The sequence below is a fragment of the Salinicola sp. JS01 genome (genome assembly GCF_030284585.1).
Taxonomy (GTDB): domain Bacteria; phylum Pseudomonadota; class Gammaproteobacteria; order Pseudomonadales; family Halomonadaceae; genus Salinicola.
Window position 1 is genome coordinate 3,751,835 of the sequence record NZ_CP127244.1, and the last position, 25,983, is coordinate 3,777,817.

Annotated in this window: 29 protein-coding genes and 1 pseudogene; 11 read left to right on the forward strand and 19 right to left on the reverse strand. The window is 65.5% G+C overall.

Translation table 11 applies throughout. From position 1 onward, the window contains the following. Positions 1-20 precede the first annotated feature (20 nt). The 3 genes and pseudogenes from QO259_RS16980 to otnI all read left to right on the forward strand — a co-directional run bounded on the left by QO259_RS16980 (position 21) and on the right by otnI (position 2,647). Positions 21-773: a FadR/GntR family transcriptional regulator gene (locus tag QO259_RS16980; protein ID WP_233076796.1), complete on the forward strand. Its 753-nt coding sequence runs from the start codon at positions 21-23 to the stop codon at positions 771-773. Between the two features lie 66 nt (positions 774-839). After that, positions 840-1,823 (forward strand): annotated as a pseudogene (gene ltnD / locus QO259_RS16985) (L-threonate dehydrogenase); the annotation flags it as partial. 47 nt (positions 1,824-1,870) lie between these two features. Further along, positions 1,871-2,647 carry a 2-oxo-tetronate isomerase gene (gene otnI, locus QO259_RS16990; RefSeq protein WP_285950864.1) on the forward strand — a complete coding sequence of 259 codons (777 nt, stop codon included), beginning with the start codon at positions 1,871-1,873 and terminating at the stop codon, positions 2,645-2,647. 1 nt (position 2,648) lies between these two features. Here the strand turns inward: otnI and QO259_RS16995 are convergent, their stop codons facing one another. Further along, positions 2,649-3,338, reverse strand: coding sequence for a CvfB family protein (locus QO259_RS16995; protein ID WP_285950865.1), 690 nt, complete (start codon positions 3,336-3,338; stop codon positions 2,649-2,651). Positions 3,339-3,638: 300 nt separating this feature from the next. Here QO259_RS16995 and QO259_RS17000 point away from each other — a divergent pair, with 300 nt between their 5' ends. Beyond that, complete coding sequence (locus tag QO259_RS17000) at positions 3,639-4,001, forward strand: hypothetical protein (protein ID WP_285950866.1); 363 nt, start codon at positions 3,639-3,641, stop codon at positions 3,999-4,001. A 525-nt stretch (positions 4,002-4,526) separates the two neighbouring features. On the opposite strand, the gene QO259_RS17005 is transcribed toward QO259_RS17000, so the two are convergent. Continuing rightward, a complete protein-coding gene (locus tag QO259_RS17005) occupies positions 4,527-4,886 on the reverse strand; it encodes a helix-turn-helix domain-containing protein (RefSeq protein WP_285950867.1) in 360 nt (119 codons plus the stop codon). A gap of 349 nt (positions 4,887-5,235) precedes the next feature. Between QO259_RS17005 and QO259_RS17010 the strand changes: the two genes are divergently transcribed. The 6 genes from QO259_RS17010 (at position 5,236) to QO259_RS17035 (ending at position 7,904) form a co-directional block, all read left to right on the forward strand. Continuing rightward, entirely contained in the window at positions 5,236-5,439 is a 204-nt protein-coding gene (locus QO259_RS17010) for a hypothetical protein (protein WP_285950868.1), read from the forward strand. A 176-nt stretch (positions 5,440-5,615) separates the two neighbouring features. After that, positions 5,616-5,996: a hypothetical protein gene (locus QO259_RS17015; RefSeq protein WP_285950869.1), complete on the forward strand. Its 381-nt coding sequence runs from the start codon at positions 5,616-5,618 to the stop codon at positions 5,994-5,996. 78 nt (positions 5,997-6,074) lie between these two features. After that, positions 6,075-6,773: an aspartate/glutamate racemase family protein gene (locus QO259_RS17020; RefSeq protein WP_285950870.1), complete on the forward strand. Its 699-nt coding sequence runs from the start codon at positions 6,075-6,077 to the stop codon at positions 6,771-6,773. A 399-nt stretch (positions 6,774-7,172) separates the two neighbouring features. Further along, positions 7,173-7,418, forward strand: a complete 246-nt coding sequence (locus QO259_RS17025) for a DUF1654 domain-containing protein (protein ID WP_285950871.1) — start codon at positions 7,173-7,175, stop codon at positions 7,416-7,418. Then, positions 7,415-7,618, forward strand: a complete 204-nt coding sequence (locus tag QO259_RS17030; RefSeq protein ID WP_285950872.1) for a hypothetical protein — start codon at positions 7,415-7,417, stop codon at positions 7,616-7,618. The genes QO259_RS17025 and QO259_RS17030 overlap by 4 nt, the downstream gene beginning before the upstream one ends. Further along, entirely contained in the window at positions 7,596-7,904 is a 309-nt protein-coding gene (locus QO259_RS17035) for a hypothetical protein (protein ID WP_285950873.1), read from the forward strand. The genes QO259_RS17030 and QO259_RS17035 overlap by 23 nt, the downstream gene beginning before the upstream one ends. Here the strand turns inward: QO259_RS17035 and QO259_RS17040 are convergent. From QO259_RS17040 to QO259_RS17060, 5 genes are read right to left on the reverse strand one after another with little or no spacing between them, the layout of a single operon-like run. Next, entirely contained in the window at positions 7,891-8,460 is a 570-nt protein-coding gene (locus QO259_RS17040; protein ID WP_285950874.1) for an HI_1402-related protein, read from the reverse strand. The two genes, QO259_RS17035 and QO259_RS17040, sit on opposite strands and share 14 nt — an antisense overlap. Continuing rightward, the gene (locus QO259_RS17045; RefSeq protein ID WP_285950875.1) at positions 8,460-9,371 is read right to left on the reverse strand and encodes a hypothetical protein; all 912 of its coding nucleotides are present in this window, start codon (positions 9,369-9,371) and stop codon (positions 8,460-8,462) included. The genes QO259_RS17040 and QO259_RS17045 overlap by 1 nt, the downstream gene beginning before the upstream one ends. A gap of 1 nt (position 9,372) precedes the next feature. Then, positions 9,373-10,203 carry a hypothetical protein gene (locus tag QO259_RS17050; protein ID WP_285950876.1) on the reverse strand — a complete coding sequence of 277 codons (831 nt, stop codon included), beginning with the start codon at positions 10,201-10,203 and terminating at the stop codon, positions 9,373-9,375. Beyond that, on the reverse strand, positions 10,200-11,561 hold the full coding sequence (locus QO259_RS17055) for a hypothetical protein (RefSeq protein WP_285950877.1): 1,362 nt from the start codon (positions 11,559-11,561) through the stop codon (positions 10,200-10,202). Before QO259_RS17055 ends, QO259_RS17050 begins: the two co-directional genes overlap by 4 nt. Continuing rightward, positions 11,558-17,449, reverse strand: coding sequence for a coiled-coil domain-containing protein (locus tag QO259_RS17060; RefSeq protein ID WP_285950878.1), 5,892 nt, complete (start codon positions 17,447-17,449; stop codon positions 11,558-11,560). The genes QO259_RS17055 and QO259_RS17060 overlap by 4 nt, the downstream gene beginning before the upstream one ends. A gap of 96 nt (positions 17,450-17,545) precedes the next feature. Between QO259_RS17060 and QO259_RS17065 the strand changes: the two genes are divergently transcribed. Further along, positions 17,546-17,902, forward strand: coding sequence for a hypothetical protein (locus QO259_RS17065; RefSeq protein ID WP_285950879.1), 357 nt, complete (start codon positions 17,546-17,548; stop codon positions 17,900-17,902). A gap of 3 nt (positions 17,903-17,905) precedes the next feature. Here the strand turns inward: QO259_RS17065 and QO259_RS17070 are convergent, their stop codons facing one another. The 12 genes from QO259_RS17070 to QO259_RS17125 form a co-directional block, all read right to left on the reverse strand. After that, complete coding sequence (locus tag QO259_RS17070) at positions 17,906-18,154, reverse strand: hypothetical protein (RefSeq protein ID WP_285950880.1); 249 nt, start codon at positions 18,152-18,154, stop codon at positions 17,906-17,908. Positions 18,155-18,225: 71 nt separating this feature from the next. After that, complete coding sequence (locus tag QO259_RS17075) at positions 18,226-19,665, reverse strand: antA/AntB antirepressor family protein (protein ID WP_353057300.1); 1,440 nt, start codon at positions 19,663-19,665, stop codon at positions 18,226-18,228. 398 nt (positions 19,666-20,063) lie between these two features. Further along, the gene (locus QO259_RS17080) at positions 20,064-20,396 is read right to left on the reverse strand and encodes a DUF1799 domain-containing protein (protein ID WP_353057331.1); all 333 of its coding nucleotides are present in this window, start codon (positions 20,394-20,396) and stop codon (positions 20,064-20,066) included. Then, positions 20,393-20,749, reverse strand: coding sequence for a hypothetical protein (locus tag QO259_RS17085; protein ID WP_285950882.1), 357 nt, complete (start codon positions 20,747-20,749; stop codon positions 20,393-20,395). The genes QO259_RS17080 and QO259_RS17085 overlap by 4 nt, the downstream gene beginning before the upstream one ends. An 89-nt stretch (positions 20,750-20,838) precedes the next feature. Continuing rightward, a complete protein-coding gene (locus QO259_RS17090) occupies positions 20,839-21,780 on the reverse strand; it encodes a phage tail tube protein (RefSeq protein WP_285950883.1) in 942 nt (313 codons plus the stop codon). Next, entirely contained in the window at positions 21,767-21,931 is a 165-nt protein-coding gene (locus QO259_RS17095; RefSeq protein WP_285950884.1) for a hypothetical protein, read from the reverse strand. Before QO259_RS17095 ends, QO259_RS17090 begins: the two co-directional genes overlap by 14 nt. A gap of 14 nt (positions 21,932-21,945) precedes the next feature. After that, complete coding sequence (locus QO259_RS17100) at positions 21,946-22,665, reverse strand: hypothetical protein (protein WP_285950885.1); 720 nt, start codon at positions 22,663-22,665, stop codon at positions 21,946-21,948. Position 22,666: 1 nt separating this feature from the next. Further along, the gene (locus QO259_RS17105) at positions 22,667-23,209 is read right to left on the reverse strand and encodes an HK97 gp10 family phage protein (RefSeq protein WP_285950886.1); all 543 of its coding nucleotides are present in this window, start codon (positions 23,207-23,209) and stop codon (positions 22,667-22,669) included. Next, positions 23,196-23,531, reverse strand: a complete 336-nt coding sequence (locus QO259_RS17110) for a phage head closure protein (RefSeq protein ID WP_285950887.1) — start codon at positions 23,529-23,531, stop codon at positions 23,196-23,198. Before QO259_RS17110 ends, QO259_RS17105 begins: the two co-directional genes overlap by 14 nt. Before the next feature lie 3 nt (positions 23,532-23,534). Then, positions 23,535-24,077 carry a head-tail connector protein gene (locus QO259_RS17115; protein ID WP_285950888.1) on the reverse strand — a complete coding sequence of 181 codons (543 nt, stop codon included), beginning with the start codon at positions 24,075-24,077 and terminating at the stop codon, positions 23,535-23,537. A 55-nt stretch (positions 24,078-24,132) separates the two neighbouring features. Next, positions 24,133-24,573 (reverse strand): hypothetical protein, encoded by a 441-nt coding sequence (locus QO259_RS17120; protein ID WP_285950889.1) that lies wholly within the window; start codon positions 24,571-24,573, stop codon positions 24,133-24,135. A gap of 69 nt (positions 24,574-24,642) precedes the next feature. Continuing rightward, entirely contained in the window at positions 24,643-25,947 is a 1,305-nt protein-coding gene (locus QO259_RS17125) for a phage major capsid protein (protein WP_285950890.1), read from the reverse strand. Between the last annotated feature and the right edge of the window lie 36 nt (positions 25,948-25,983).

The window sequence follows — 25,983 nt, forward strand, 5'->3', positions numbered from 1 at the left end:
CAACGTATAAGGAGCACACTGTGAGTGGAGACATCTCGGCGCCCTCGCGCGGCCCCCAGCTCTCGGAGCAGGTGGCCACGCGGCTGAGCGAAGCGATCCAGAGCGGCGAGTGGGCCCGCGGCGAGCGCCTGCCCACCGAGGCCGCGCTGGGCCAGCGCTTCGGCATCAGCCGTTCGGTGGTGCGCGAGGCGATCTCGATGCTGCGCAACGCCGGCCTGGTCACTTCGCGTCGCGGCAGCGGCAGCTTCGTCGCCGACGCGCCGACCGTGTCCCTGCGCCTGGCCCTGCCCGACTCGGATCTCGCCTCGGTGATCGAAGTGCTCGAACTGCGCCGGCCGCTGGAGGTGGAAGCCGCCCGGCTCGCCGCCAGCCGGCGCACGCCCTCGCAGCTGCGGCGCATCCGCAACGCCATGGTGGATATCGACGAAGCGGTGGAGGCCGGCCTCTCCGGCGTGGAGCAGGACCTGGCCTTCCACCGCGCCATCGCCGAGGCGGCGCACAACGCCCACTTCACCGCGGTGCTCGACTTTTACAACCGCTTCCTGCACCACGCGATCCAGGTCACAAGGACCAACGAATCGCTGCGCGAGACCTTCATGCAGCAGGTGGTCGCCGAGCACCAGGCGATCGTCGACGCGATCGCCGCCGGCGATGCCGAGGCCGCGGCACAGGCCGCCGCCCGCCATCTGGAACACGCCGAGGTGCGTCTGCGCCAGGCGCCCGAAGACCTGATCGCGCGCCTCCAGGCACAGCGCCCGGGCGCGCCGGAATAAACCAAGGCCAGTCAAAGACAGACAAGGCAAAGACAGACAAGGCAAAGACAGACAAGGCAAAGACAGGCCAGTCAAAGACAAGCAAGGAGAGAAGGCATGACACAGCACAACACCGCCGGCGCTGACGGCACCGGCGCCAACCCCAAGGTCGGCCTGATCGGGCTCGGTTCGATGGGCATGGGCATGGCCACTTCGCTGGTCAAGGCGGGCTTCGAGACCTGGGGCTGCGACCTGCGCCCGGAGGCCCGCGAGCAGTTCGCCGCCGCCGGCGGCCACGCCGTCGCCACGCCGGCCGAGATGGCCGCCGAGGTCGAGATCGTGCTCACCGTGGTGGTCAACGCCGCGCAGACGCGTGACGCGCTGTTTGGGGATGCCGGGCTGGTGCAGGCGCAGGGCGGGCTGGCCCCGGGCAGCGTGGTGATCTCGTGCGCCACCTGCGCCCCGGAAGCGGTGCGTGACCTCGGCGCAGAACTCGCCGCCCACGATATCCAGCTGCTCGATGCGCCGATCTCCGGCGGCTCGGTGAAAGCCGCCCAGGGCCAGCTGACGATGATGACCTCCGGCCCCGCGGCGCTCTACGCGCGCGCCGGCAAGGTGCTCGATGCGCTGGCGGCCAAGGTGTTCCGGCTCGGCGACGAGCTCGGCCAGGGCTCCCAGGTGAAGCTGGTCAATCAGCTGCTGGCGGGCGTGCACATCGCCGCCGCCGCCGAGGCGATGGCCTACGGCATTCGCGGCGGCTGCGACCCGCAGACCCTCTACGAGGTGATCACCCAGAGCGCCGGCAACTCATGGATGTTCGAGAACCGGGTGCCGCATATCCTGGCCGGCGACTACACCCCGCACTCGGCGGTGGATATCTTCGTCAAGGATCTGGGGATCGTTCACGATACCGCCCATCGCGACAAGTTCCCGCTGCCGCTGACCGCCCAGGCGCTCAACCAGTTCACCCTCGCCTCCGCCCAGGGCCTGGGGCGCGAGGACGACTCGGCGGTGGTCAAGGTCTATCCGGGCATCAGCCTGCCCGGCAGCGCCGCCAACGACCCGAGCTGAACCGACGCCTCACCGAGAGCTAGCTGAACCGACGAGAGAGCCACGCCATGCCACGCTTTGCCGCCAACCTGAGCATGATGTTCAACGAGGTGCCGTTTCTCGAGCGCTTCGCCCGCGCCGCCGAGTGCGGCTTCACCGGGGTCGAGTTCCTGTTCCCCTATGCCTGCGAGCCGGCGGACATCGCCGACGCGCTCGAGCGCCACGGGCTGACCCAGGTGCTGTTCAATCTGCCGCCGGGAGACTGGGAGGCGGGTGAGCGGGGACTGGCCGCGCTGCCCGGGCGCGAAAGGGAGTTCCGCGCCAGCGTCGACACCACACTGCGCTACGCCGAGGCGCTCGGCTGCACCCAGCTGCACGCCATGGCCGGGCTGGTCGCGGAGGGCGTGTCATTCCAGGCGATGCGCGAGACCTATCTGGAGAACCTGCGCGTCGCCGCGCGCAAGCTGGCCGAGCACGGGCGCACGCTACTGATCGAGCCGATCAACACCCGCGACATGCCGGGCTACTTCCTCAACCATCAGGCCGACGGGCATGCGCTGCTCGCCGAGCTCGGCGAACCCAACGTCAAGGTGCAGATGGACTTCTACCACACCCAGATCATGGACGGAGACATCTGGAAGACCTATCAGCGCTACCGTGACGGGGTCGGCCATATCCAGATCGCCGGGGTGCCGGAGCGCCACGAGCCGGACACCGGCGAGGTCAACTATCCCTGGCTGTTCGCCCAGCTCGATGCCGCCGGCTACGCCGGCTGGCTGGGCTGCGAGTATCGGCCGAGGGGGGAGACCGAAGCGGGCCTGGGCTGGCTGTCAGCATGGCGCTGATTCAGTCGGCGTCAGCGTCCGCACGTAGGCGGATGCCGTCGTCTTCGATCACGATCCGGCGCTGCTTGTAGAGGCGGCCGATGGCCTGCTTGAAGGCGTTCTTGCTGACGCCGAGGCGGGCCTTGATCGTCTCCGCCGGGCTCTTGTCGCCGAGCGCCAGAAAGCCGTCGTGGCGGGCCAGTTCGGCGAGGATCTTCTCGCCCACCACATCGATCCGCGCCGCCCCCGGCGGCAGCAGCGAGAGATCGAGCCGGCCATCCTCGCGCACCCTTTTCACATAGCCCTGGACACTGTCGCCCCGGCGCAGCGGACGGCTGATGTCATCGTGATAGAGCAGGCCCCAGAAGCGATGATTGACCACCGCCTTGGCGCCGAGGTCGGTGAGATCGGCGATGGTCAGCCGCACGGCATCACCCGCCGCCAGTCCCTCGGACTCGTCCTGCACAAAACGGTCGAGCTTCATGCTCGCCACCGGCCGCATGCGATCGTCGACGTAGATCATCACCAGCACGCGCTTGCCCTCATCGGGGCGAAAGCGCTGCTCGCCGAACGGCAGCAAGAGCTCCTTGGGCCGCCCCCAGTTCAGAAAGGCGCCGATATCGGTGACCCGCGACACGCGGAGATAGGCGACCTCGCCCACGTTGGCGTGGGGCTCGGCGCTCTGGCCGGCAGCAGGGGGGCGTGAAGACATGGGCAGATTCCTGAGAGTGCGTGGGCGGGCGATCGCGGCCCATCCTAGCGTGCCGACGCGCCCGCGCAAGGCCAGGACGCGGCGAGTTACGACTTTCGTATCAATCGCATCGATAATCGAATTCGGTAGACGTGATTAGCAGACTAACGTACTCATCTCCATACTGTCGTCAACGGTCGGGGGCAAGGAGCCGCCCCCGGAAAAGGCCAGTGCCGTTTCCGACGTCGCCAAGCGACGACCCGCAAGGGGTGACCACCACGGAATGGCAGGTCACACAACGATATGATTGGAGGTAACACCATGAAAGCACGTATTCTCGCCGCCGTCGCACTCGCCGTTGCTCTGCCGACCGCCGCCCAGGCCAACAGCTTCATCAACGAGCAGATCTTCGAGCAGCAGAGCGAACAGCTTAACACCCAGCAGACGGCCCAGTATCAGTCGCTGCCGACCGCCTACAGCGTCGACACCGTCAGCGGCGGCCACAGCGCCGCAGCCGACCAGGCACTGCAAAACGTCGCCCAAGAGACTCAGCTCTCGACCCAGATCCCGGCCGGCGGTAACGCTCTGGTAGCCCAAGGCCACAGCGCCGCCGCCGCCCAAGGTCTGGCCAACGCCAACCAGGCCGGTCATGACAATGGCAGCGTGAGCTTCTCCAGCCTGTAAGTCGATACGCCGACACGGCCTATCGCACCAAAAACCGCCGGCCCAGTGCCGGCGGTTTTGCGTTCATCCAGCGCTGGGATGACAAGCCCATAGCCGAGTATTTACCGCCGGCAACCGTGCAAATGCCGTCCGTCGCAGCCGGCTTTCGTGCACCGAAGGCGAGAACGGTAGATTCTCCATACCGCGCTCTATCATGACAGACAATTGGCTTCCCGCTTTGGCCAGCCAAGCGGCGCGATCGCATATCCAAGCGCCAACCGATAGACCTGTCATGCGCTGGCAACCCAGTGATATCTCGGCAAATCAGCGCCATGCCCCATCCATTGACCTGCGTTTCCGCGCAATCATGTCAGGGTGCTACGCTGAGCACATGATTATCTAAATAAGTAAATATAGAAATCTTGACAATGATACAATTCACCGCATGGCGCAATAAATCCGTACGGTGATCCCCGTGATAAAGCCGCTCTCAAAAAACGTATAGCCTCATTGGCTATTTGCATTTTAACTGATGCCGGTCGGTCGTTATGATGGCGACTCATGGTCTGAATGTTGCCCGGCTTCGGCTGGGCTTTTTTGCGCCCTTTTTTCCTGTTCCGGTTTTTCCTGTTCCGGCATCGCAGCGACCGCCCGACCGTCAGGTTTTACCTGCGCCTTGCCGGCCGGCGACTCGGGCCGGGCATGCGCCAGCAGCCATGCCGCGCTGAACGCCCCCTCGCTGGCCGTGGCCATGCGCTGCGCGTGGCACGTCTCACCGGTGTACTCCGTACGCGGCAGGCAGTCGCGACGCAGCCACTTGCACACCGCGGAAGGTGAGACCCCACAGATTCGCGCGCAGCGCGACACCCCGCCCACCCGTTCCACCGCAAATCGAATGGCACTCATGGCACCCTCGCTGAGCGTGTACTTTGAGTACAGACATATCAGGTACTGAAAGTACATTCAAGCGATGCGACTATTGAACCTATGGTTCACACTGATCATCGGGACGACTTCAGCGCCCGCCTGCTCGAAGCACTGCGTCACGCAGGTAAGGACGGCCACGGGATGGGCGCACGCCTAGCCCGCGCCGTGCGTGTCACCCCCAAGGCGGCGAGCAAGTGGATCAACGGCGAAGCGCGCCCGAGCCACGCCAAGAAGGTGGCGCTGGCACGCTGGCTGGGCGTGCGCGAGGCGTGGCTGGACTACGGCCAGGGGCATATGCTGCGCGATGACGACGAGCGCGAGGCAGCGTATGTACCCCCCTGGCAACACGCTGCGCGTCGCCGAGCCATCGCCGGCGCGCGCCGCGCGGACACTATCACTGATCGAAGCGGCGGTGCAGGCCGGCGAGCTGGAAGACGCCGACCTGCTGCTGCTGGAGCAGCTGGTAAAGCGCCTACGGCGCACCGGCCAGACCGCCACTGAGGCGCGGGACGAGACCGAACCAGACGCATGACTCCCATCGCAACAGCGCTCTGACAGACCGGCCCATTGCCCTGCCGCTCTCTTTCACAATACCGATAAAACGGATTGAACTTCTAGTACTTTTAATATGTACTATTAGTACATTATGGGTGATGATTTCCCAACTTCGTCGCATAGCCTGACTCAGGTGTTGACCCCGAGGACGCCATGAACCGTTTTCGCTGCCAAGACACGCTAGTGCTGAATGAAGACTGGCTGCGGTTCGATGTGCCGATACCGCCGCAACGTTTCTACTATGCCGGACGGCAGATCGCGACGATCTACGATAGCCATATCTGTCATGCCGGCACTCCCGACATCGATACGGTCTACTGCGCGTATCGCCAGCCCGCGTCACCTGCCGGGGTCTATCAGCCGGCGCTCTATGTGCCCAGCCTGCACCACGCCATCATCGTCATCGACCACCGCTTCACGCTGGCACGCCACGCCAAGGCGTGGATCGCAGACCGCGTACGTGAGCTCATCATCGCCCGCCGCCCGCCCTGGCATGGCCCGACAAGCGGCCCGCCGCTCTCGGATTTCGTCTGAGACGTTCACGCCGCCATAGACGACGCTGGCATCGCGCCATCATCGATGCTGTAGTGTCTGGCCAATACGGAGGGACGCATGAAGACGATCGGCGTACTCGGCGGCATGAGCTGGGAATCGACCCAGAGTTACTATCGCCTGCTCAATGAAGGCGTGCGCCAGCGCCTGGGCGGGCACCATTCGGCCAGGATCGCGCTGGTGAGCGTCGACTTTGCCGAGATCGAAGCGCTCCAGCGTAGCGGCCAGTGGGCAGAAGCCGGCCAGCGGCTCGCCGCGGCGGCAGGGCAAGTGGAAGCCGCCGGCGCCGAGTGCCTGCTGCTGGCCACCAACACCATGCACAAGGTCGCCTCGGCGATCGAGGCGGCGCTGAACATGCCGCTGCTGCACATCGCCGATGCCACCGGCGAACGCTTGGCGGCGGATGGCATCGACCAGGCCGGGCTGCTGGGCACGCGCTTCACCATGGAACAGCCCTTCTACCGCGAACGCCTCAGCGAGCGCTACGGCATCGACTGTCTGATCCCCGCAGAGGACGAGCGCGAGGCGATCCACCGCATCATCTTCGAGGAGTTGGTGCAGGGCATCGTGAACGACGACTCCCGCGCGCGCTATCGTGAAATCGTCGCCAACCTGCACGCCCGCGGCGCCCGCGCGATCATTCTCGGCTGCACCGAAATCGCCCTGTTGCTACGCCCGCAGGACAGCGCCCTGCCGCTCTACGACACCACCGCACTGCATGTGGAGATGGGGCTGGCCTTCGCGCTCGACGATCGCTGAGAGAGACCGGCCTTTTCCTTCGAACTCGCTGCCGCGCGCCCTGCACGCCACAAACAAAAACCGCCACCCGGCGTGAGCACGGGTGGCGGTTTTCGTAACAATATGGCGCGCCCTAAAGGATTCGAACCTTTGACCTTTGCCTCCGGAGGGCGAGGCGCCACTGTGCACACACTTTAAAATCAATCGCTTAGGTCATGCGGCCCCGTGGCAAAGCGACAGAACGTGACGTAACCACGCGTTTTTGCGACGCCGTAGCGCACGAAATAGTCACGCTACACGCGAGCACCGACCCGCCATCTATCCCACCCTTCACATCGCGGCCACCACGCTAGCCAGTCGACACACGCCAGCCCTTTCGCGACACTGTATGTGCATACAGTGATCGGGAGGCATCACAAGATGGCCAAGCCACGTAAGCCCAGCAGCTACGAGCTGCTCGCCGAGCGCGTGCGGCACCAGATCACCGGCGCCAACAACCGTGGGGCGACCCATGTGCGCCTGGAGCGATTCGACACCGAGAGCCCGGCAGACTGGGATCGTCTGCTCGAAGAGTTCGAGACCGTCGACTATGTGACAGTGACACGCACCGCCGACGGCGAGGCGCTGGTGAGCTGGAATCCAGTTGAGGCTGAGGCGTCGATGTGATCGAGGTCACCAGCGGCTCTGGCTGGGTAGAGGTCGAGTGCAGTGCCTGCGGCACCCGAGAGAGCGCTGAGGAGAGAGAAGAGATCGCCGGCTTCGTGATCGCCGGCGATGGATTGGCGGGCATCCACTGCTGCTGGTGCGGACGTGATTCGGTAGGTCTGCTGGAGGGAGTGAGCGATGAATTACAGGGCGGCGCTTGAAAGGTGGGCGCAGACCCGGCGCGACCGCGGCTGGCATGAGGGGCGGCCGCCGGCTGACCAGTGGATCGAGTACCACGCGACCCATGCCCAGTTCGTTTACTCGGGCCGGTGCCGCATCGACGAGCTCGATCCCGATGACCGGCTGGCGATCGGCTCCCACGCTCACATCATGCTCAATACTGGCCAAGCGCAGATCCGCTATCTGTTCTGGCGCCCGGCGGCGGTTGAGGCGCTATGGGGGCCGCGGTGCATGGACCTGATTACCGGCGGGATCAAGCGCTGGTAGCGGTGCCAGCAGTCAGCCCCTCCCACGTCACCGCGCGGAGCGCATCGGCATCACCGGCGTCGACCGCCGCCCTGATCTGGTCCTCGAGACGCTGACGCTTGCCGATGACGTCTGTGACGATCGGGCGGTATGCCTCGGCGTTGGCGATCACGCGCCGCACCAGTTCATCGAATGCAATACCACGCCGCGCGGCGATACCGTCGAGGGTCGGCGTGGGGGCGTTGTTGTCGGCCTGCCACGCCCGAGCCTCGGCCTCCTGCTGGGGCCAGGTGTCGATCTCGTATTGCGGGTATTGTCGGCGCAGCTCAACGAGGTCAGCCTCGGATGCGCGGTTGATCTCATCGAGCTTGCTGGCAGCCAGGGCCTCGACGTCTACCGGTGGCACCTCGTACGGCGCGATCTCGATCCCGCTATCGAGGATCTGCTGGTAGATGCCTCGCGCGCGCTCGTCGGGGTCGTCCGGGGATGCAGTGAAAGGAATCCACCCAAGTTCGGGGTGTTCGATTTCGCAGTCGATAGTGCCGTTGCCGGCGTAGGCGGCATTTCTCAAATCCATCATGCGATCCTCAGCCATAACGTTTTTCTCGAATTCCCCGAGGAGGCCCAGCTGTGCCCCATGCATCGCCACGTTCCGCTCACCGGGCCTCGGAAATACGATGGGTCGTCCTGGTTATTTGCATTCGTGTAATACAAATTGCTGCCTGCCGCCGTATCACCCGGCTCAAACAGCGTTGAATAGCGATATAGCAAGAACGCATACGTCCCCACCGCCCCAACCTGCGTCGACGGGCCGGCGTTGGCGACCCTCAAGTCCACTTCGGCGGCGGTGTAGTAATCTGCCTGCAGCGTCGTCTTCTTCACGTACTGCGGGTGCGCATCGGTTTTCGCTTCGTGCTCGGCCACTGCCCCCTCGGCCTGACCGGCGGCGGTCTCGGCCCGATCGGCGTCCTCGGCTGCTGACGTTGCCGCCCCCTCGGCGGCGGTACGGGCATCGCTCACAGCCTGCAGATCGCCGTAAAGATCTTCGGCGGCCTGGCGGGCCTGCTGCGTCGCCGTGACGTCGAGTCCCGTTTGCTGCCGGTCAGCGGCCGTGGCCTGGGCGTCCTGCCCCGTCTGCTGCCGGTCGGCAGCCGTGGCCTGGGCATCCAGCCCGGTCTGCTGCCGGTCCTCGCCCGTGGCCTGGGCATCGAGGCCGGTCTGCTGCCGGTCCTCGCCCGTGGCCTGTCGATCCAGCCCGGTCTGCTCGACGTCCTCGGCCGCCTGGGCTGCAGCAGCCTGGGTGTCCTCCATTTGCTGCTGCATGCCGGTGTAGGTCTCGTCGATCGAAGCGACCATTTGCCGGCATTCAGCCGAGAATTGCGCGACGCGATCCTGATACGCCTCGAGACGGATCGGAAACTCGGTCGTCATGCCCGTGGTAATTCGGATGTCGTTGAAATTTAGCTCGCTGGGTACGAATAGGGGCACGTCAGACCTCCGTGATAGTCAGCGTTGATTTTCGGTTGCGCGGATGGGTGTGGGTATCGCCGTAGCCCGAGGCCAGTCGCCCCACGAAACACGCGGCCAAGCGATCGAGACCGGCGAGGTGCGGGTAAAGATCGACAAATACATCGGCCATCATCCCGCGCTGGGCCAGCTCCTCGACGAGCCGCGCGCGGTCGCCGGGTTGCAGCCAGTCGAGCGAGAACTGAACCTGCCGGCGCGGCCTCCCGCCATTGATCGTGCGCAGCGTCTGCCCGGCGCTGTCCTCGTGCGTGGCCTTGTCGACCCAGTCGGATTGCGCGCCCCAGCTCATGTTGAACGTGGGCTGAAACGCCATGCCCAGCGCGATGCGCGCGATCTGCATGCCGCCGTCGGGATTGCCGGCATCCTCGAGCGTGAGGCGGTAGCGGGTGATCGCGACCAGGGGCGTCTCGATGACGGTGATCGTCACCGCGAGCTTGTCGTTGTAGGTGGCCCCATAGGGGTCGATGCCCACCCGCCAGGCGCCGACGGGGATGATCTCGGCGGTGGCCAGCGGCCCGGAGTCATGCACCACCGTTTCGCCGGACAGCAGCTCGATGCGCAGTGAGCCGGCGGCGGTCAGGTTGTGATCGATGATGGCGAGACAATCGACATAGGCGCCGACGCTCAATGTCCCCTCGACGACCTGCGTCGCGGTATCGACGCTGCGCCACACCCGATTGCGCTCGTTACGCTGGGTATTTTCCACCCCGGCGCTCGAGCGCTCGCTCGTCGCCGTCAGCGACGCCGTGTCGTGCAGATTATCGAGGATCATTCGCAGGCTTTGATCGCTCATAGCACGAACTCCACTTCCGCCTTGCCGCCGGCCAGTTGCCGCACGGCCGTGACACGACCCAGGCGACCGGCGACGGTGCCGACGTTGACGATGATCGACTGATAGAGCGCGACGGTCGGCCGATACGTCGTCACACGCCAGTGCTCGCGCGGCACGCTGTGATACGCCAGCCGCCGCTCGCACTCGGTTGCGACCTCCCCGGCGTCCTGCATCAGCGTGTCGAGGGTCACCGCCTCGGCGAGCGGGTAATCGGGCAACGACTGCGAGCGACTCGTCTCCCGCCACTCTTGTCGCAGCCGGGCCGCCAGCGCCGGATCATTCTGGTCGACGATGGCCGCCACGTTGTTGAGCGGGGCGTAATTGCGCCCCCAGCGCAGCGTCAGGCTGGCCCAGGGCGGCACGATCTCGTCGAGCTGCAGCGTGGCGTCCTGCACGTCGTCCGGCTCGAGGGTGATCTCGGCGGCGCCGGTCGGGGCGGTCAGCACGCGCATGTCGATGCGATCCAGGGCGTCGATCATCCAGCCGGCACCGAGTGTGTCCGCCAGCGCGTCGAGGATCTGCGCGCCGCTGATCTCGTTGCTCGACTGCAGTCCGACACGCACCGACGGCAGCGACGTGGTCGGGGCGACCTCGCGGCCGTAGCGCGCGGCGACCCACTGCACGATTTCCAGCGGGGTATCGTGCGACTCGATCGGCGCGGCAGTGATGTCGCTCTGATTGCCGGGGGCATTGTCGAGCGTCATCTCGCCGTCGGCGAGGTGCGCGGTCCGCGGCACGATGTTGCCGATGTCCCGGGCATAGAGGCTCTGTAGCGGCAGATAGCTCACCGCGTAGCGCAACGTCTGGGTCGAGACCCGGTAGGTCGGGGCGTTGAACACTCGCCCCAGCACCAGCGGCACCGGCCCCGCGTCATCCGGCAGCGAGCCGGTATCGATCGGGTCATCGAGCAGTGCGCTGGAATCGCTGATCCGCATCACGATCCGACCGGCGCGACCCGACTGCACCCCCTGATTGGTGGCCACGGCCAGCGGCCGGAAATCATGCCTCGACCAGCGCATGTCGCCGAGCAGTATCCGCACCGGCCAGCCGCGCCAGGCATAATGCAGCCACGGCGTGATCGAGCCGTCGTCGATCAGCGTCAGATCGCCGTATTCGATCAGCCCGTCGACCCGCGTCGAGATCCCCACCGCCTCGCTCAACACATCGAGATACGTCGGGTCGGCGAGGTCGTCCCCCATCGGGGCCAGGTAGGGCTGATCGGCGATCTGTACCGTGCCGCCGCCGTGATCCATCTCGATCAGCATGACGCGCCGCTCGCTGGGACTCTCGAGCCAGCGCTCGAACTCCTGATCTGTCATGCGCCAACTCCTTTCCTGCGGGAAATCCGCCCATTGCGGGCAGTGCTCTCGGCGGCCTCGGCGGTGCGCCGGGCCGGCTCCAGGGCCGCGCCAGTGTGGCTGGCCACCCGCCCCGTCGCGCCGACCAGGTCGGACAACTGGCCCTCGAGCGAGGCGATGCGCTGATTGGCCTGCTCGAGCAACTGCTCGAGGCGCGCGGTCGAGAACGCCGCGGCGCCCGACTGCCCACCCCCGGTGAACGCCGGCGGCACGATCGCCGGCGGCAGCGCGCGCGAGGCGTCGAGCGACTGCATGCCGGCGCGCACGGTGTCGGCGATGTCGCGCGTCAGCACCATCTCGTCGGCGTGCAGCACCGCGCGATAGCCGTCGTACGGCACGCGATCCAGCCCCTCGCGGTGATAGCCGTCGATGCCCTCCTTGGCACCGTAGCGCTGCGAGTGCTCCCACGGCGTCAGCCCGGCGTCGGCGAACGCGGACCACACCTCGTCGATCGTCCAGTCCGATTTTCCCTCGTACGCCGTCCGATTGAGCTGGTCGCGTTTGCGGGCGATGTAGAGATCCGGGTCGAACGCGGCGCCGGACGACTGGTCGTTGCCGTCGTAGCTCGGCGACACGCCCTCCGACGCGCCGATCTGCACGTAATGCTGATAGACCGACCCGTAATCCTGCATGATCCGCTCGCGCACTTCGTCGAGCGTCCAGTCCGTGCGCCCGTCCTGGGCATTCGCATTGACCTGGGCCGTCTTGTTGTACAGATACGCCGCGGTGTCGAACTGGTCCTCGCTGACGATGCTCCCGCCACCGCTGCCGACCGAGCCGGGGTCGTAACCCGGCAGGGCCTCGGCGATGGCCTGGGCGAGCGTGGTCGGCAGATCACCGAGTAGATCGCCGATGTTGCCCAGCGTCGAGAGCTGGTCGCGCAGCGCGGCCGTGGCGCGCTGTTCCTCGCGAAGCTGCTGCCGGGCGATGGATTCCTGCGAGCCCAGGGTGTCGAGCTGCTCGCCATATAGGTCTTCGAGTGAGCGATACGTGTCCTCGACGTCGAGCACGCCCTGGGCATACTCCGCGCTGGACTGGCCGTAGGCTGCTGCCAGCGCTTCGAGATACGCATCGCCCGATTGCCCGAGATTCGAGGCCGCATCCGGGTTGGTCTCGGCGCGCACGGACTGCTCGACCCACTGCCGTTGCGCCTCGTCGAGCCGTTCGAGGGGGTCGAGGATCGAACGATCGGAGAGCAGCAGATCGTCGGCTAGCTGCGAGACCGTCCGCACCGCGTCCCGCCACGACTCCATCGCCGCGCGCTGCTCCTGCGCGGCCGCCTGGGCGGCGGACATCGCCGCGTCGTAGCCCGCCAGGGCATCCTCCACCGCATCGACGGTGCCGGTCGCATAGAGCGAGATACTGGATTCGAGGGCGGCTTGTTCGCGGGCGCGCTCGGCCGCCGCCTCGGCCGCTTCCTGGGCCTTTGCTTCGTCCTGCAGCGACCAGATCCGCTCTTGCAGGGCGCGGTTGGACTCGTCGAGCCCCGCCAGCTCCCGCTCACGCTGGCGCGCCAGCAGCTCGGTGGCCTTGCCCTGCGCTTTCAGCAGCTCGTCCTCGAGACCCTGGCGCTCAGTCTCGACGGCCTGCTGACGCCGCACGTACTCGCTGATTGCTGCACTATTGCGCGTGAGCGCGGCATAGCTCTCGGCCCCGGCCTCGGTCGTGAGATCGAGCGATTGCACGAGATCGCGCATGCCGTCGACACTGCTCGGCAGTGACAGATTGACCTCGCCCAGGGTGTCGCGCAGCGCATCTGTCGCCCGCTCGGCGCGCTCCTGCTCGCTGTAGAACAGCTGATAAAACGCGCTCTGCGACTGCGATAGCGCATCGACGCCGCCGGAGAGCGTGACGACGCGGTTAGCCGCCTCGACAGCGCCATCACCCAGGGCGTCGAATTGCAGCCCGAGTTGGCTGGCCGAGTCGGTGACGAACGTAAAATTTCCGTAGCTGGTCTGGATCGTTGACAGCGCCTCGTCGAGCGGCACCCCGACATCGGTCGCGATGCGATCGGCGTAGTCGCGGAATGTGCCCTCGAACCCCTCGACCAGCTGGCCCAGCTGCAGCGCGTTAGCGAGCTTGGGCGCGAGGTCTTCAGCGTTATCGATCGTCAGCGCCGGCACGCGCTCGATCAGCGTATCGACAAAATCGCTGGAACTATCGAGGAAACCCTGGCGAATCTCGCCGTAGCGCTGCTCGAACATCTCCGCGAACGAGTCGCCTTTGTAGTAGAACCCATCCAGCCGTTGCCGGCCGGCGGCTTCCTGCGCATCCGTGGCCCCCGCGGCCAGCAGATTGTCGACCCGTTCGAGCCCGTCGAGCAGGTCGATCATGTCCGCGGGCTCGACGACCTCCTTCGACAGAAACCCGAATGAGCCGAAAGCGGTATCCCGACCGCGACCGAGGTCGCCATCGGCGTAGCCACCCGAGCTGTACCACGGCATACCGGGCCGGCCATCGGCGTCGTAGCCGAGATCGATGCCGGCAGCCTCGGGATTCTCCGCGCGCTGACTGAATCGAAAGCCGAATTCGCGCGAGCTGCCGAAAAGATTATCTAGCATCGCGCCGCCGATCGTGCCCACCGGTCCCAGCAGCGTGCCACCCCACTGTGCGCCAGTGCCGCTGGTGTCGAGGCCGAGCCAGTCATAGACACCGAGACCCTCGAGGCCGGCGTTGAGCGCCTGCTGTGCGGCCCACGCGGCTGCCACCTGCGGAACCATGCTGCCGGCAGTCGCCATGAACCCCGTGCCCGCCGCCGAGCCGCCGGTGGCGATATTGCCGTAGAGCCCACCGCTGGCCGCAACATTGCCGTAAAGCCCGCCGCTCGCCGCGGCGCTGCCGCTGGCGATGTTGCCATAGAGCCCGCCCGAGGCGCCGGCGCTGCCGCCGCCGCTGAAGACATTCCACGCTTTTTTGCCCCACTGCGCGTAATCGCCGAGGTCGCCGACTTGGTCCACAACCTGGCCGATGCCGCCCGCGGTGGTGGCGCCGCTGGGCGCCCCGGGAATATCCAGCCCGCGCTGCATGTCGGCGGTGAAACCCACGACGATGGGCTGGAGAAACGCTTGATACGCCAGCTCGGCCAGCAGCCGCTTGAAGCCGTCCATTAGCTGGCCGCTGAAGTCTTCGAACGAGTCGAACGCCCCGGTAAAGGCGTCGGCGAACGTCTCGTCGATGCGGTCGGCAGCCTCGGTCCAGGCTCGCGCCATCTCCTGAGCGACTGGGTCGGACTCGAGGGCCAGCTCTCGCATCCGCTCGGAGATGCCGGCCACCGCGCGGGCGTACTGCTCGGCGTTCGCTGGATCGCGCGCCCAGGCGTCACGGATCGCCGCCAGCTCGCGCTCCAGCCGCAGGCCCTCGTAGTACGCCCGGTTATACTGCTCGACAACGTCTTGGACGCTGACCGCCAGCGGGTCGGCCGCGCGCTCGGCGGCTTCGAACTCGGCTGTGAGCTGCGCGGTGGCCGCGGTGATTTCCAGCTCGCTGCGCCCGGCGGCGCGGGCGGCTTTCTGCATCTGCTCGAGCTCTCGGCGAAAATCGCGCGCACGCGCTGCCGCCGGGTTCATGCGGTCGAAAATCCCCTGCAGCGGGTCGATGCTGGCGTGATACTGCCGAGTCAGCTCGGCCTGCGCCTGGGCGATCGCGTCGGCGCTCTCTTTGCCCTCTCGCTGCAGCAAGTTGAGCGCGTTCTGTTTCTTGGCGTAGGCGTCGGCCGCGGTGCCCAGCGGGTCGAACGACTCGCGTAGGCTGTCGTAGGTCTGCTGAGCGTCTTTGATCGACTGTGCGAGCGCCCGGGCCTCCTCGCGCGCCTTGCTGCCGAATGTGGTGGTTTGGCGGATTGCCGCGGCGCGGGCTTCGATGATGGCATTGGCACGGGCCAGCAAATCAGCCGTGCCGGCCGCGCCCTCACCCACTACCAGGGCGGCCGAGAGAGCTGTCGCGGAGAGGTCCGATTCCACGCCCTGCAACAACCCGGACAGCTTGTCGAGGTTTTCAAGCTCGGCCTGCACCATCGCTTCGGCTTCGGCATACCGCTGAGCGGTGGCCAGATGCGAGTCAGCAGCAGCCTGATCGCCCTGTTCGATCGCGGCCTTGTAGCCATTGAGCGCCTCGGTCTGGCCTGCGATGGCGCCAGACTGCTCGGCATAGAGCCCGGTATAGCCGGCCTGGGCGGCGGCGTACTCCGCCGCCTCGGCCGCGGTCATGCCGAGGGTGTCGCGGGACGCCTTGAGCTTGGCCAGGTACTCGCCCCACTTCTCGTCGCTGGACCCCAGCGCGCGCTCGACGGCACCCAAGCCGCCAGCGGCAGTATTCGCGGCGTCGGCGGTGTCACTCAATTTGCCCGCGGCGATATCCTGAAGGGCATTCTGGCGCTCGAGTGCAAGATTCAGACGATTGCGAGCGTCCTCCTCGCGCTCGAGCGCAAGGGCGAGATCGTCTTGGGCGAGATCGCGATCACGACCGCGCAACGGCACCGGGCCCTTGTCGTCCAACTCACCGCTCAGGCGGCTCACATCGGCGGCCGCGTCCCGCAGCTTGTCGCGCGTTTCTTCGATTTCGTCGGCGATACGCACCAATGCTGCGCCAGCTTTCACTTTCGTCATCGAGCGGAGCGACTCGGTGAACTCGTCGGTGCTCTGCGTGAGAACATCGACCGAGCCCGCAGCGTCGTCAGCATCGCTAGAGAACGAGTAGAGCGCCGCGCCAGCCGTGAGTATCAGCCCCGGCCAGCCACCGAGCAGAGCAAAGGTGCCCCGAGCTGCGGTTCCCACGCTGCGAATCGTCCCAGCGAGTGCGGCCTGCGAGACCGCGGCGGTGCGAGAGATGCCAGCCATCTCGCCCAGCTTCGCCTGATAGGCCACCTGCTGCTGGATCGCACCCGGCGTCCAGCTCTTGGCAGCCGTGCTCAGACGCTGGAACCACCCCTCTGTATCTGTAAGCGCTTTGTGCGCCTTGCGGCCCAGCCAGACGGCGAACAGAACCTCGGCCACATCGATAGCGACGCCGAAGGCGTTGCTGATCCGGTCAACCACGACCTCCATGCCGCCGGCTTCATCCACCCACCCACGAATGTCTTCGACGGTGCTCGTGATCGCCGGCGCCAAGTCGATCAGCACCGAGTTGGTGAGGCCGTTGACCGCGGCGTGTATAGTCTCGATCGCACCCTGGGCTTCGACGAAGGAGGCGATATCGCCCGGTTTCATGGCGACGTTGAGGTCGTAGCCCTCGCGCATCAACCGCCGTAGCGCGGCGGCGTTGTTCTCCAGCAGCGGTAGCAGTCGCGAGGCATCGTTGCCGAGCGTTTCCAGCGCGTTGACCTGCTGCGCGCGGGTGCCGAGCTTGTCGAGATTCTGAGCGATCGCCAGTAGCTGCTGGTCCGGCGCCATGGCCGCCAGGCGCTGTGCAGATAGGCCCAGGTTGTTCAGGACGTCGATGGCTTCACCGCCGCCGTTGCTCACGGCATCGCCGATCTTGTCCGAGACATCCTTGAGGATGTCACCCATTTTGTCCTGCTCTAGCCCGGCGCGCTGGGCCGCGTACTGCATGGCCTGGAGCTGCCCGGTCTGCACACCGATCGACTGAGCCAGCCGGTCGGTCTCGGCCACCGCACGAATCTGGCTGGTGCCCAGCGCCGCGAGCCCGGCCACAGAAAGGCCCATGGCCGCCGCCGCGCCCTTGACCGCGGTCGAGAGCCCACCCCAGGACTCGCTTTGCTGCCGCGTGGTGTCCTGGTTGCGCTGCTGCCGCGCGTTGAGCTGGCGCAGGTGATCATCGGTGAGCGTGATGGCCTTGACGGCACCGGAAGCGTCACCGGTCAGCAGCACCGCCGATTCGTAGTTGCGCGCCATGCTTATCTCCAGGCAATAAAAAACCCCGCCGCGGCGAGGTTCAGTTGGTTGGTGCTTCGTGATTAGATGATCATCTCAACCAGGGGGGGGCAAGACATGGCAGAGATCAAGATTCACGCCGGCGACTACAAGGGCCTGCACGGCAATTTCAGTTGGGGAGTGTTCTCATTCTCCCAGCCACACCACACCTTCAAAAGAGAAGCCCGCTATGAGGCCTCGGATATTGAAGCTGTCGAGCTGGCCAATGAAGAGAACGTCAAACGCCTGGGCGGCACCATCGGCTGGGGCGCCGCGGGGGCGGTGATCCTTGGCCCCGTCGGTTTGCTGGCCGGCCTGCTCGCCGGCGGACGCTCCAAGCAGGTGACGTTCGTGGCCAAGTTTACTGACGGCAAGAAGATCCTGGCCACCACCGACAGCAAGACGTGGACGAAGATCCAGGCGGCGACATTCTGAGTTTCACCACAGACGCCGTTTCAACCGCTGCCAGCGGGTGAGATCGCGAGACGGGACAATTCGGCAGGCATCATTGATGATGCCGCCGTCTTCGCCTCGCTCCACCCTCACCCCGGCGTGATCCACCTCCACGACGTCCCCGCAGCCCTCGCACAGCTCCCAGGCAGTAGCGCCCGGCTCGCACAGGCGAGCCAGGTCTTGTGTGTCGCGCCCGTGGACCCTCACCGAGCACTGCTGGCAGTAGTCAGCCATGTCGCCCTCGCAGTCGCCGTTCCTCTCTTGGAGCTATCGGCGACCGCAAGGCTTGACTTGAGCGCCCTACCTCACTGCGATGAGAGCGCGTGCACCGGCGAGCGCTTGCCGTTCATGTTGAGATAGCGGGCCAGCACGCCGATGTGCTCGCGCCAGTTGCCGTAGAGGCGGGAATCGAGCAGCTTGAGCGCGGGGCCGACGCGCTCGACGAAATCTCGCTCCAGGGCGTTGGCCCGCCCGGAGAGCGCTTCGACGTTACGCAGGATGGTGGCGACCTCACCGGACTCCGCCAGCCGCCCCGGGTCTTGCGCCAGGGCGATGCACTCGGCGACGCAGCGCTCGGCACGCTGCTGGTAGTGCTGGCGCTGCTCGGCGGAGATCTCCTGCCCCGCCGGCGACTTGCCGGCCAGCACCTCGAGGAAGTGTTCCAGGGCGATCAGGCTGTAGTAGAGCGTCTGCGACTTGCGGGTCTCGGGTTCGCGGATCGCCGGCGCCTTATGACTGATCTCGCCCAGATGGCGCAGCGCCAGCATCTCCTCCATGGCGCCGTCGATGTTCTCGACGCGCAGCAGCGTGCCCGACTGGGCAGCCCGGCGGAGCTCGGCCATCATCGTGCTCAGGTCGCTATTCCAGGCCTCCGGGCCATAGAGGCTTTCGGGCGTGAAGTCGGCGGCCTTCTGCCTGCGCGGGAAGTCCACGGTGGCCGTGGCCGCCGGCGCTGGCCGGGCGCGTTCGAGATACTCGCCCTCGATGGCCCACTGGCCGACGAAGTTAGCCGCGGCGTCCATGTCGTTGGCGGCTATCATCTCCGCCTTGGGCACGTTGAAGCGGGTGTGCAGCAGATTCCACAGCCGGTGCTGGGCGCTGCTGCGGGCGCTGGTCGGTAGCACCCGCACCTTCTTGCCGATCAGCTCGCGGAGCACTTTGAGGCCATCGGTGCCGATAGTCTCGTCGGCGATGCGGTGGGCGACTTCCGGCGCGACAGCGTGCAGCTGCTTCTCGCACTCGATGAAGTAGCGCCGCGCCTGTTTGCCCTTCTCGTTGCGCTCGACCATCGATAGCTCTTTGGCCATATCGAGGGTGAGGTGGTATTCGGTCCTAGGCCGGCCGCCGCGGGGTTTTTTCCCGTTTTGGAAAATACCCTCCGCTCCCTCATTCCGGGGAGCGGAATTTGTTTTCTCGTTCTGGAAAGCAATCAGATAGTCATGATTCTCTTCGAATCCGTACTGCTTGATCCGCTCCTGAATCCACGCGCCAAACACCTTACCTACCTCGAGGAATCGATGCAGCGTCCGGGCGTCGACGAGCTGGGCAGTGTCGTGGCCGATGGTGCCGGTGAAGACGGGAATGATGCTTGCGGCCTGCGTAGCCATATTGGTGTTCTCCTGGTTCGTTCTTGGAGTCCACCCTTCCACGACCAAATGGATTGGGGGCGGACCGTACGAAGGTTGGTCGACCGGGGAACACAGGCGAACCCGGCAGCCCGAAGGCTCCGACGCACGGCCCGCCATAACTGGCAGGCACAAAAAAAGCGCTGATAGCGCTTGCGCGCCTGATGTTCGCTCGGGCGACCAAACCCGGCCGCTGATTTTGCAGCGGCAAGGAGATAGTGGCGCAGGGTGGCGCTGGGGTCAAGAAGCCTTTGGGAAGGAGGCTATCAAGAACCCGAACAGTATTCGGGTTTGCTGATTGGGGGCGGACCGTACGCAGGGTGAGAGACCGGGGAACGCAGGCGAACCCGGCAGGCCGAAGCCTCCCGCGCACGGCCCGCCATAACGTGCGGGCGCAAAAAAAGCGCCACTGGCGCCGTGCGCCTGCTGTTCTGATTCGGGCTCTCACCCCCGGCCGCTGATTTTGCAGCGGCAAGGAGATAGTGGCTCAGGCAGGCGCTGGGGTCAATGGCCACCCCTCACCGCTTATTGATGACACCAAGCGCCCCGGCCTCGATGTGCCGGATCTGCTCGAAACGTGCCGCCGTGTCCTCCACGCCGCGCATCCGCATGACCGATTCGAGGGCGGTGTAGTCGATACCCTGGTGGATGGCGTTACCCACCCCGGCGATCACACGCCACTGCGTTGCGCAGGCGCCAAATATCTCGTACGCCTCGCGATGCTCCGGCCATAGCTGGGTGTCGTTGTTGCGTGCATAGCTGCTCTTGATCCGAACACCTATGACGCTGGCCGCCTCTCTGAGGCTTCCCCGGTGCCCGCCACCTGCCCACGCGGCACCGAGGTCGCTCAGTTTTTTGCCGCGTAGACCGCTCGCCCCTGCTGGGTCGCGAAGAAGCTCTGCACCAGCGCGCGGCGGTAGTAGTTGATCTGCAGGATCTCACGCAGGCCAGCTTCATCGATCTCTGCGACAGTGCGCTGATTCTTCTTCTCGGCTCCACTGTCGTCGAGCCCACGAGGCCCCTCGATGCCTTTGCAGTTCTCGATGATGATGTCGATCACGTCGCGCTTCGAATGCGAGAACGACTCCAGCTCGTCGGCATCCAGCAGCGTCCACGTAACGTCGTAGCCGAGCGTTCCCGCTTGCGGGACTTCGACATCCATCTCGACGGTGGCGGTGGGTTGTTTGACGATAACGATGCCCATTCGGGTCACTCCTGACGATTAGATGAGGCGCGCCCGGCGAGTGCCGGGCGCGGGGTGATGATGCGTGGGATGGGAATAGATCGACCCGATCAGCGGAACGTGATCGTGTACTCGTCGTCACCGGCGACCGGGAGGAAGCGAGCATCCATCTGGTAGTGAACGTAGCCGTCCTGGTCCTGATCGCTGAGCGAGGCCAGCTGAACCGCCGGGGCATTGAACACGACCGTGTTGCCAGCCTCGGTGCCGTGGATCAGAGAAACAGGGCCCTTCTTCACTTCCTGGTGAGACTCGATCTCGGCGAAGTAATCCTTGGTCTCAAGGTCCGGTGCTTCGATGTTGACCTGGCCATTGCTCTGCCGATCGGTGATGTGAGCGCCTTCGCAGTTGATCAGGTTGCGCCAGGTGACGGTGTTGTTCTGCGTCAGCGTGAAGGACTGACCGCAGCCCTCGTAGCCATGCACGTCGAAGCCGCTGGTGTTCTGTTTGTTGACCGGCACCTCTGTGACCAGCTCTTCGTAATCACCATCGAGCGTGAACGACTCCGGCCGGTTGTAGGCGCCGGTGAAGGCGACCTCGACCGTCGGGTCGCTGCCCGAAGTGAGCGTGAACGTTGCCGTTCCGCGCGCGCCGGTGATGCGCTGCACCTGGTTGTCGGTGATCCAGTAGACCGTGGCGGATTCGAACCCACTGGACACCGGCTGATAGACGACCTTTCCGGCACCAGAGCCATCATCGGCGGTGATGACTTCAGAATGACCGCACGCGCGAAGCATGGCACCGCATTCGGGAACGGCACCCGGCGTGCCGGCGCCCTTGAGCGGCGCGGTCAGCGTGACCTGCGCGTTGGGGCCGGTGTTGATCGTTGCAAAACCGCCCAGCGTTCCCCGCATGCGCGTTCGATCAGTGGTGTTACCGCCGTAGCGGGTGCCGCTGATGCCCGTCAGCACCAGCATGTCGTCGATGGTCAGGCCCGGATCGACGCCGTATTCGGTTTCGATCTTGACCAGCGCGAAGGATTTACGCTGAAGCATCGCTGCTCTCCTGTTTCACATCCGCGCTGTCGGCGGGCTTGGGTTTCGCGGCCTTCTTGGGCTGCGTCGGCTCGGGCTTGTGCCCGGTTCGGAACTTGAGGACGGGCTTGCCCTCACGCATGTAGTAGCTACCGCCTTTGCGTTCGGCCATGGTGTTCTCCGTGATCAGGTAGGAATGCGGCGCTGCCACTGCAACAGCTCGCGCCAATAGACATGCCGGCCGGATACCGCCACCTGCTGGCCGCCGACATCTTCCAGAGGCGTAATGGCGCCCGGCGACTCGAGGCCGACCAGCGCGCTGACGGCGCGCAGCCTCAACGCCTCGATATCGGACTGGGTGGCGATCAGCACCACTGCCAGAGACTCGGTCACCAGTTGGTGGCGACAGGTAGTGCGAGGCGGCGCCGCATCGCTGCCCACGGTGTGCACGAATGCAGCAGGCAGCGATGGGGTGTCGGTCGAGAGCGTGGCGATCTGAATCTCGAAGTGCGCTTGGTACTGCTGCTGGTCGCTCTCGTACTCTTGCGCCGCGTCAGTGATCTCGATGGACTCGACGCCAGTGAAAGCCGACACAGCCTGATCAAGCTGCTGTGTGAGCTGCTGGATATCGCCGAAGCGAGCGGCGCGCAGCGTGACCATGTAGATGTCCACTCGCCCCAGCAGATAGCCGTCGGCATCGAGGAAGTTGCGCGCCATGGGCTGGTAGACAGCGTTGGGCAGCGGTTCCTTCTCCGGCAGCGTGAGCGGGTAGGCATGCCCGGGCACCAGCTGCTCGAGCAGCTCGGCCATGGTGGCCGCGGTGTCGGCGAGGCTGGGGTCGGCCTTGCTGGACAGCGAGGCGTCGATGCCATCGGCAGTGAGCCGCTCAATGACCTGCTGCAGCATCTCAGTACCCCTTGCGCTTCAGGTAGGCAGAAAGGCCGCCGTAGAAGCGACTCTCGAATTGGCTGGCGTTCTGCGCCAAGGCTGGGGCCATGAACGGCTGTGCTCGTTGGCCCGGGTGCCGATAGGTGTAAGCCCGAATGTGGGCGTAACGCCGCTTGAGGTTGTGCGTACCGCTGATACGTCGAAACACCTTGCGGGTGCTGGGGTCGACGCCATGCTCCACAAGCCGGCCGACGTAGGCCTGGCTGTAGCCGTTGACCTTCTTGATGGGCCCGAGGCGCTGAGCAACGGCGTTCTCCGCAAGCCCCAGGCGCTGCCGGGCATTCTTGGAAAGCGAGCGCCGACCGATCGACCGCTTGAGGTCGCCGCCGTCGTCGCCCTGGCGCACAGGCACCAGCCGCTGCATGGTTTCGAGAATCGGCTTACCGGCGCTCGTCAGCCCGGCGCGGATGGCTCGCTGCTGCAGCTCTTCCTGCAGGCCGGCCAGGCGCTTTCGTATCTGCTCCGTGCCTTCTTCACTGACACTGACTTCAAAGCCGCTCATGACACATGAACTCCAGCTGGGTGTGGCTCATGTTGGTGTCGATCGGCGGGCCGTCGATCTCGTAGACCCGGGCGCCGTAGTGGATCTGCCATTCGTTGACGTGGACGGCAGCGAACTCACGGCGGTAGCGGATGCGAATGCGGGTGGTGATCTCGGAGTTGACCTGCTGGGCGGCGAAGAACTCGCGCCCGCGCAGCGGCTCTACCGAGGCCCACACGGTGGCCACCACTTCATAGCTGTCGAGCGGCTGGCCGTACTTGTCACGGCCGCCAGCAGTCGGACGCATCAGGGTGACGCGCTGATTGAGCTTTCCTGCCTGCATCTCTCACCCCACTGCGTGACGCCGGTAGTCGAACAGCAGCATGTCGACGCCCATCGGAACATCTGTCGCGATGGTGCCAATGACCACACTCTCGCGGTTCTCGTACCAGTGCCCGATCAGCAAGTGCAGCGCGACCTTGATGTCATCGGGCGTTTCCGCGAAGCCGACCGTGGCGGTAATCGTGACGCTCTCGGGCTCGGCGATAGTGTCAGGCCAGCGGTCGCCCCACCGCGGATAGAGCTTGTGCGGGTCGCCTCGGGTGTCGAGCCGCAGCGCTTGCTCGTCCAGCGAATGGGTGTCGCCGGCAGGCGAGACGAATTCGACCGCGTCGATGCCCTGGACAGGAAGCCACGGCAGCTCGACAGCTCGATCCAGCGGAGGGAAGCCATCGATCACCACCGTTTTCTGCTGCTGCCGGATAGCCGTCTGGGTGTGTGCCTCCGCATAGCGGTAGGCCGCGGCGATGAGCTGAGTGAGCAGTTCATCCTCACTGCTGTCATCAGCCTCGATTCGGCGCTGGGCTTTGACCTCTTCCAACGTCAGCATCGCGTGTTCTCGAATTCATGGAATGGGGCCGCCAGCGGTTGCCGGCGGCGGCCGATCAGATTTTCTCGGCGATGTTGCGCTTGATCAGCTCGGCGGCAGTGGCAGGGTCGAAGCCAGCACGATCGTTCGGCGCGTAGCGCTGCCACGGGTGCTTGAACTTCACACGCGTGAGCTGCTTGCCGTTGAGGTTGTGTAGCCCGGATTCCGGGCGCACAGCCTCGTTTGCCTTCTGCGCGGCAGACTTCGCACTGCTGGTTACCGCGGCGCTGGCTGCGGCGGTGGTGCTGGTGGCAGTGGACGTTTCGGCAACCGTCGCCGATTGGGCGTTGCCGGGATCGCCGGCGCCCTGGCCCTGGTCTTGACCCTGATCCGGGTTCGAGGCCTGGGTATCGTCGGGCGTCTGGGTATCGACGCCATTGGTTTCGACACTGCCCTGCGGATCGGCGGCAGCATCGGGGCTGCCCGATTGGCGACGCTGTCTGGTGGTGTTGGCCATGGTGGCCTCCCTATCTGAAAGGATGATCGACCACCCGGGCCGGCTGGCCCGGGTGCACGGCTGGGGCCGTTACCAGGTGACTTTGGTGCCGAGCACCAGGCCTTCCGGGTGACGGAAGCCGATGTCGTGCTCGGTCACCACGCGGATCAGCGACTGGTTGCGAGCGTAGGCGCTGACCAGCTGGCCATTGCCGTCCTTGTAGGTGGCCTCGCGGCTGAAATCGATGGTCATGCCACCGGACTCGCCGATGACGACGTCGTTCCAGTCGGCAAAGTAGATCTCCGACTCGTTGTTATTGCCGGCGCCGCTGGTATCCAGGTTGGCCGGGATGTTGGTGGTGTGGCGCACCGGGTATCCCTTGAGCTGGCCGTTGGCAAGCTCCGGGTAGACCTTGTTGCCGTTGCCGTCGCGCAGACCGAACAGCTTCATGTAGGTGCGCGGCGACAGCCCCCAGCCCGGCTGGACCAGCAGGCTGTTGCTATTCATCAGCGCCAGCATCAGCGAGTCGAGATAAGCGTCGATCTCCGCGATGGTCTCGGCGCCGGACCACGGCAGCACACGGCTAGCCTGACGCGCGGTTTCCGCGAAACCGGTCGGCGTATCGCCCGCGCCGGTGTCGCGCAGGAACGCCTTGTCTTCACGGCTGGCCATCGAGCTGATCATGTCGTTCAGGAACAGCTGCTCGGCGGCGAAGCCCGCACGACCGATCATCTGGTTGGAGATGGGCACCAGCGTGATCATGGTCTTGGCGTTCAGCTTGACGTCGTCCAGCGTCGCGTCGCTCGCCAGCACATCGCTTCCCTCGCCGACATAGCTGGACGACGCGCCCGAACTCATCCGCGGGATGGTCACATTGCCGTTGGGCAGCGGAATAACCCGAGCGCCCAGGTCGCGAACGATGGTCTTGGGCCGCAGCAGCTCAATCACCTCGTCGCGGAGGTTCTGCGGGATCAGCGCCCCGCCAGACCCTGCACTGGTCTCGATCGCCATAGCGACGTCCTGGTCGCCGATCTCGTCGCGAGCGAACTTCACGGCACCGCCGATATCGCCCTTGGACGCCGCCACGGACATCGCGATACGCGCAGCCTTGGCGCCCGGGTACTGCTTCAGCTCGGGCTTGACGTGCACGGCGGCAGACTTGACGCCCTGAGCGATAGGCGACTGCACCGGCTCGGCCGAGGCAGCGTTCATGCGCTCCATGGCTTCGAGCCGGTCGATCTGCTTGGTGAGGGTGTCGAACTCGGTCGAGAGCTGCTCGAACTCTTCGAGCTGCTCGCTGGTGAGTTCTCCCGCTTCGTTTTCCGCATTGGCCAGCGCCTGCACCTTGGCATTGACGTCGGCGCGTTGGCGGCGGAGTTCTTCGATCTTGGGCATGACGTTCCTCATGGTTTCGTCGGGCAAAGAAAAGGC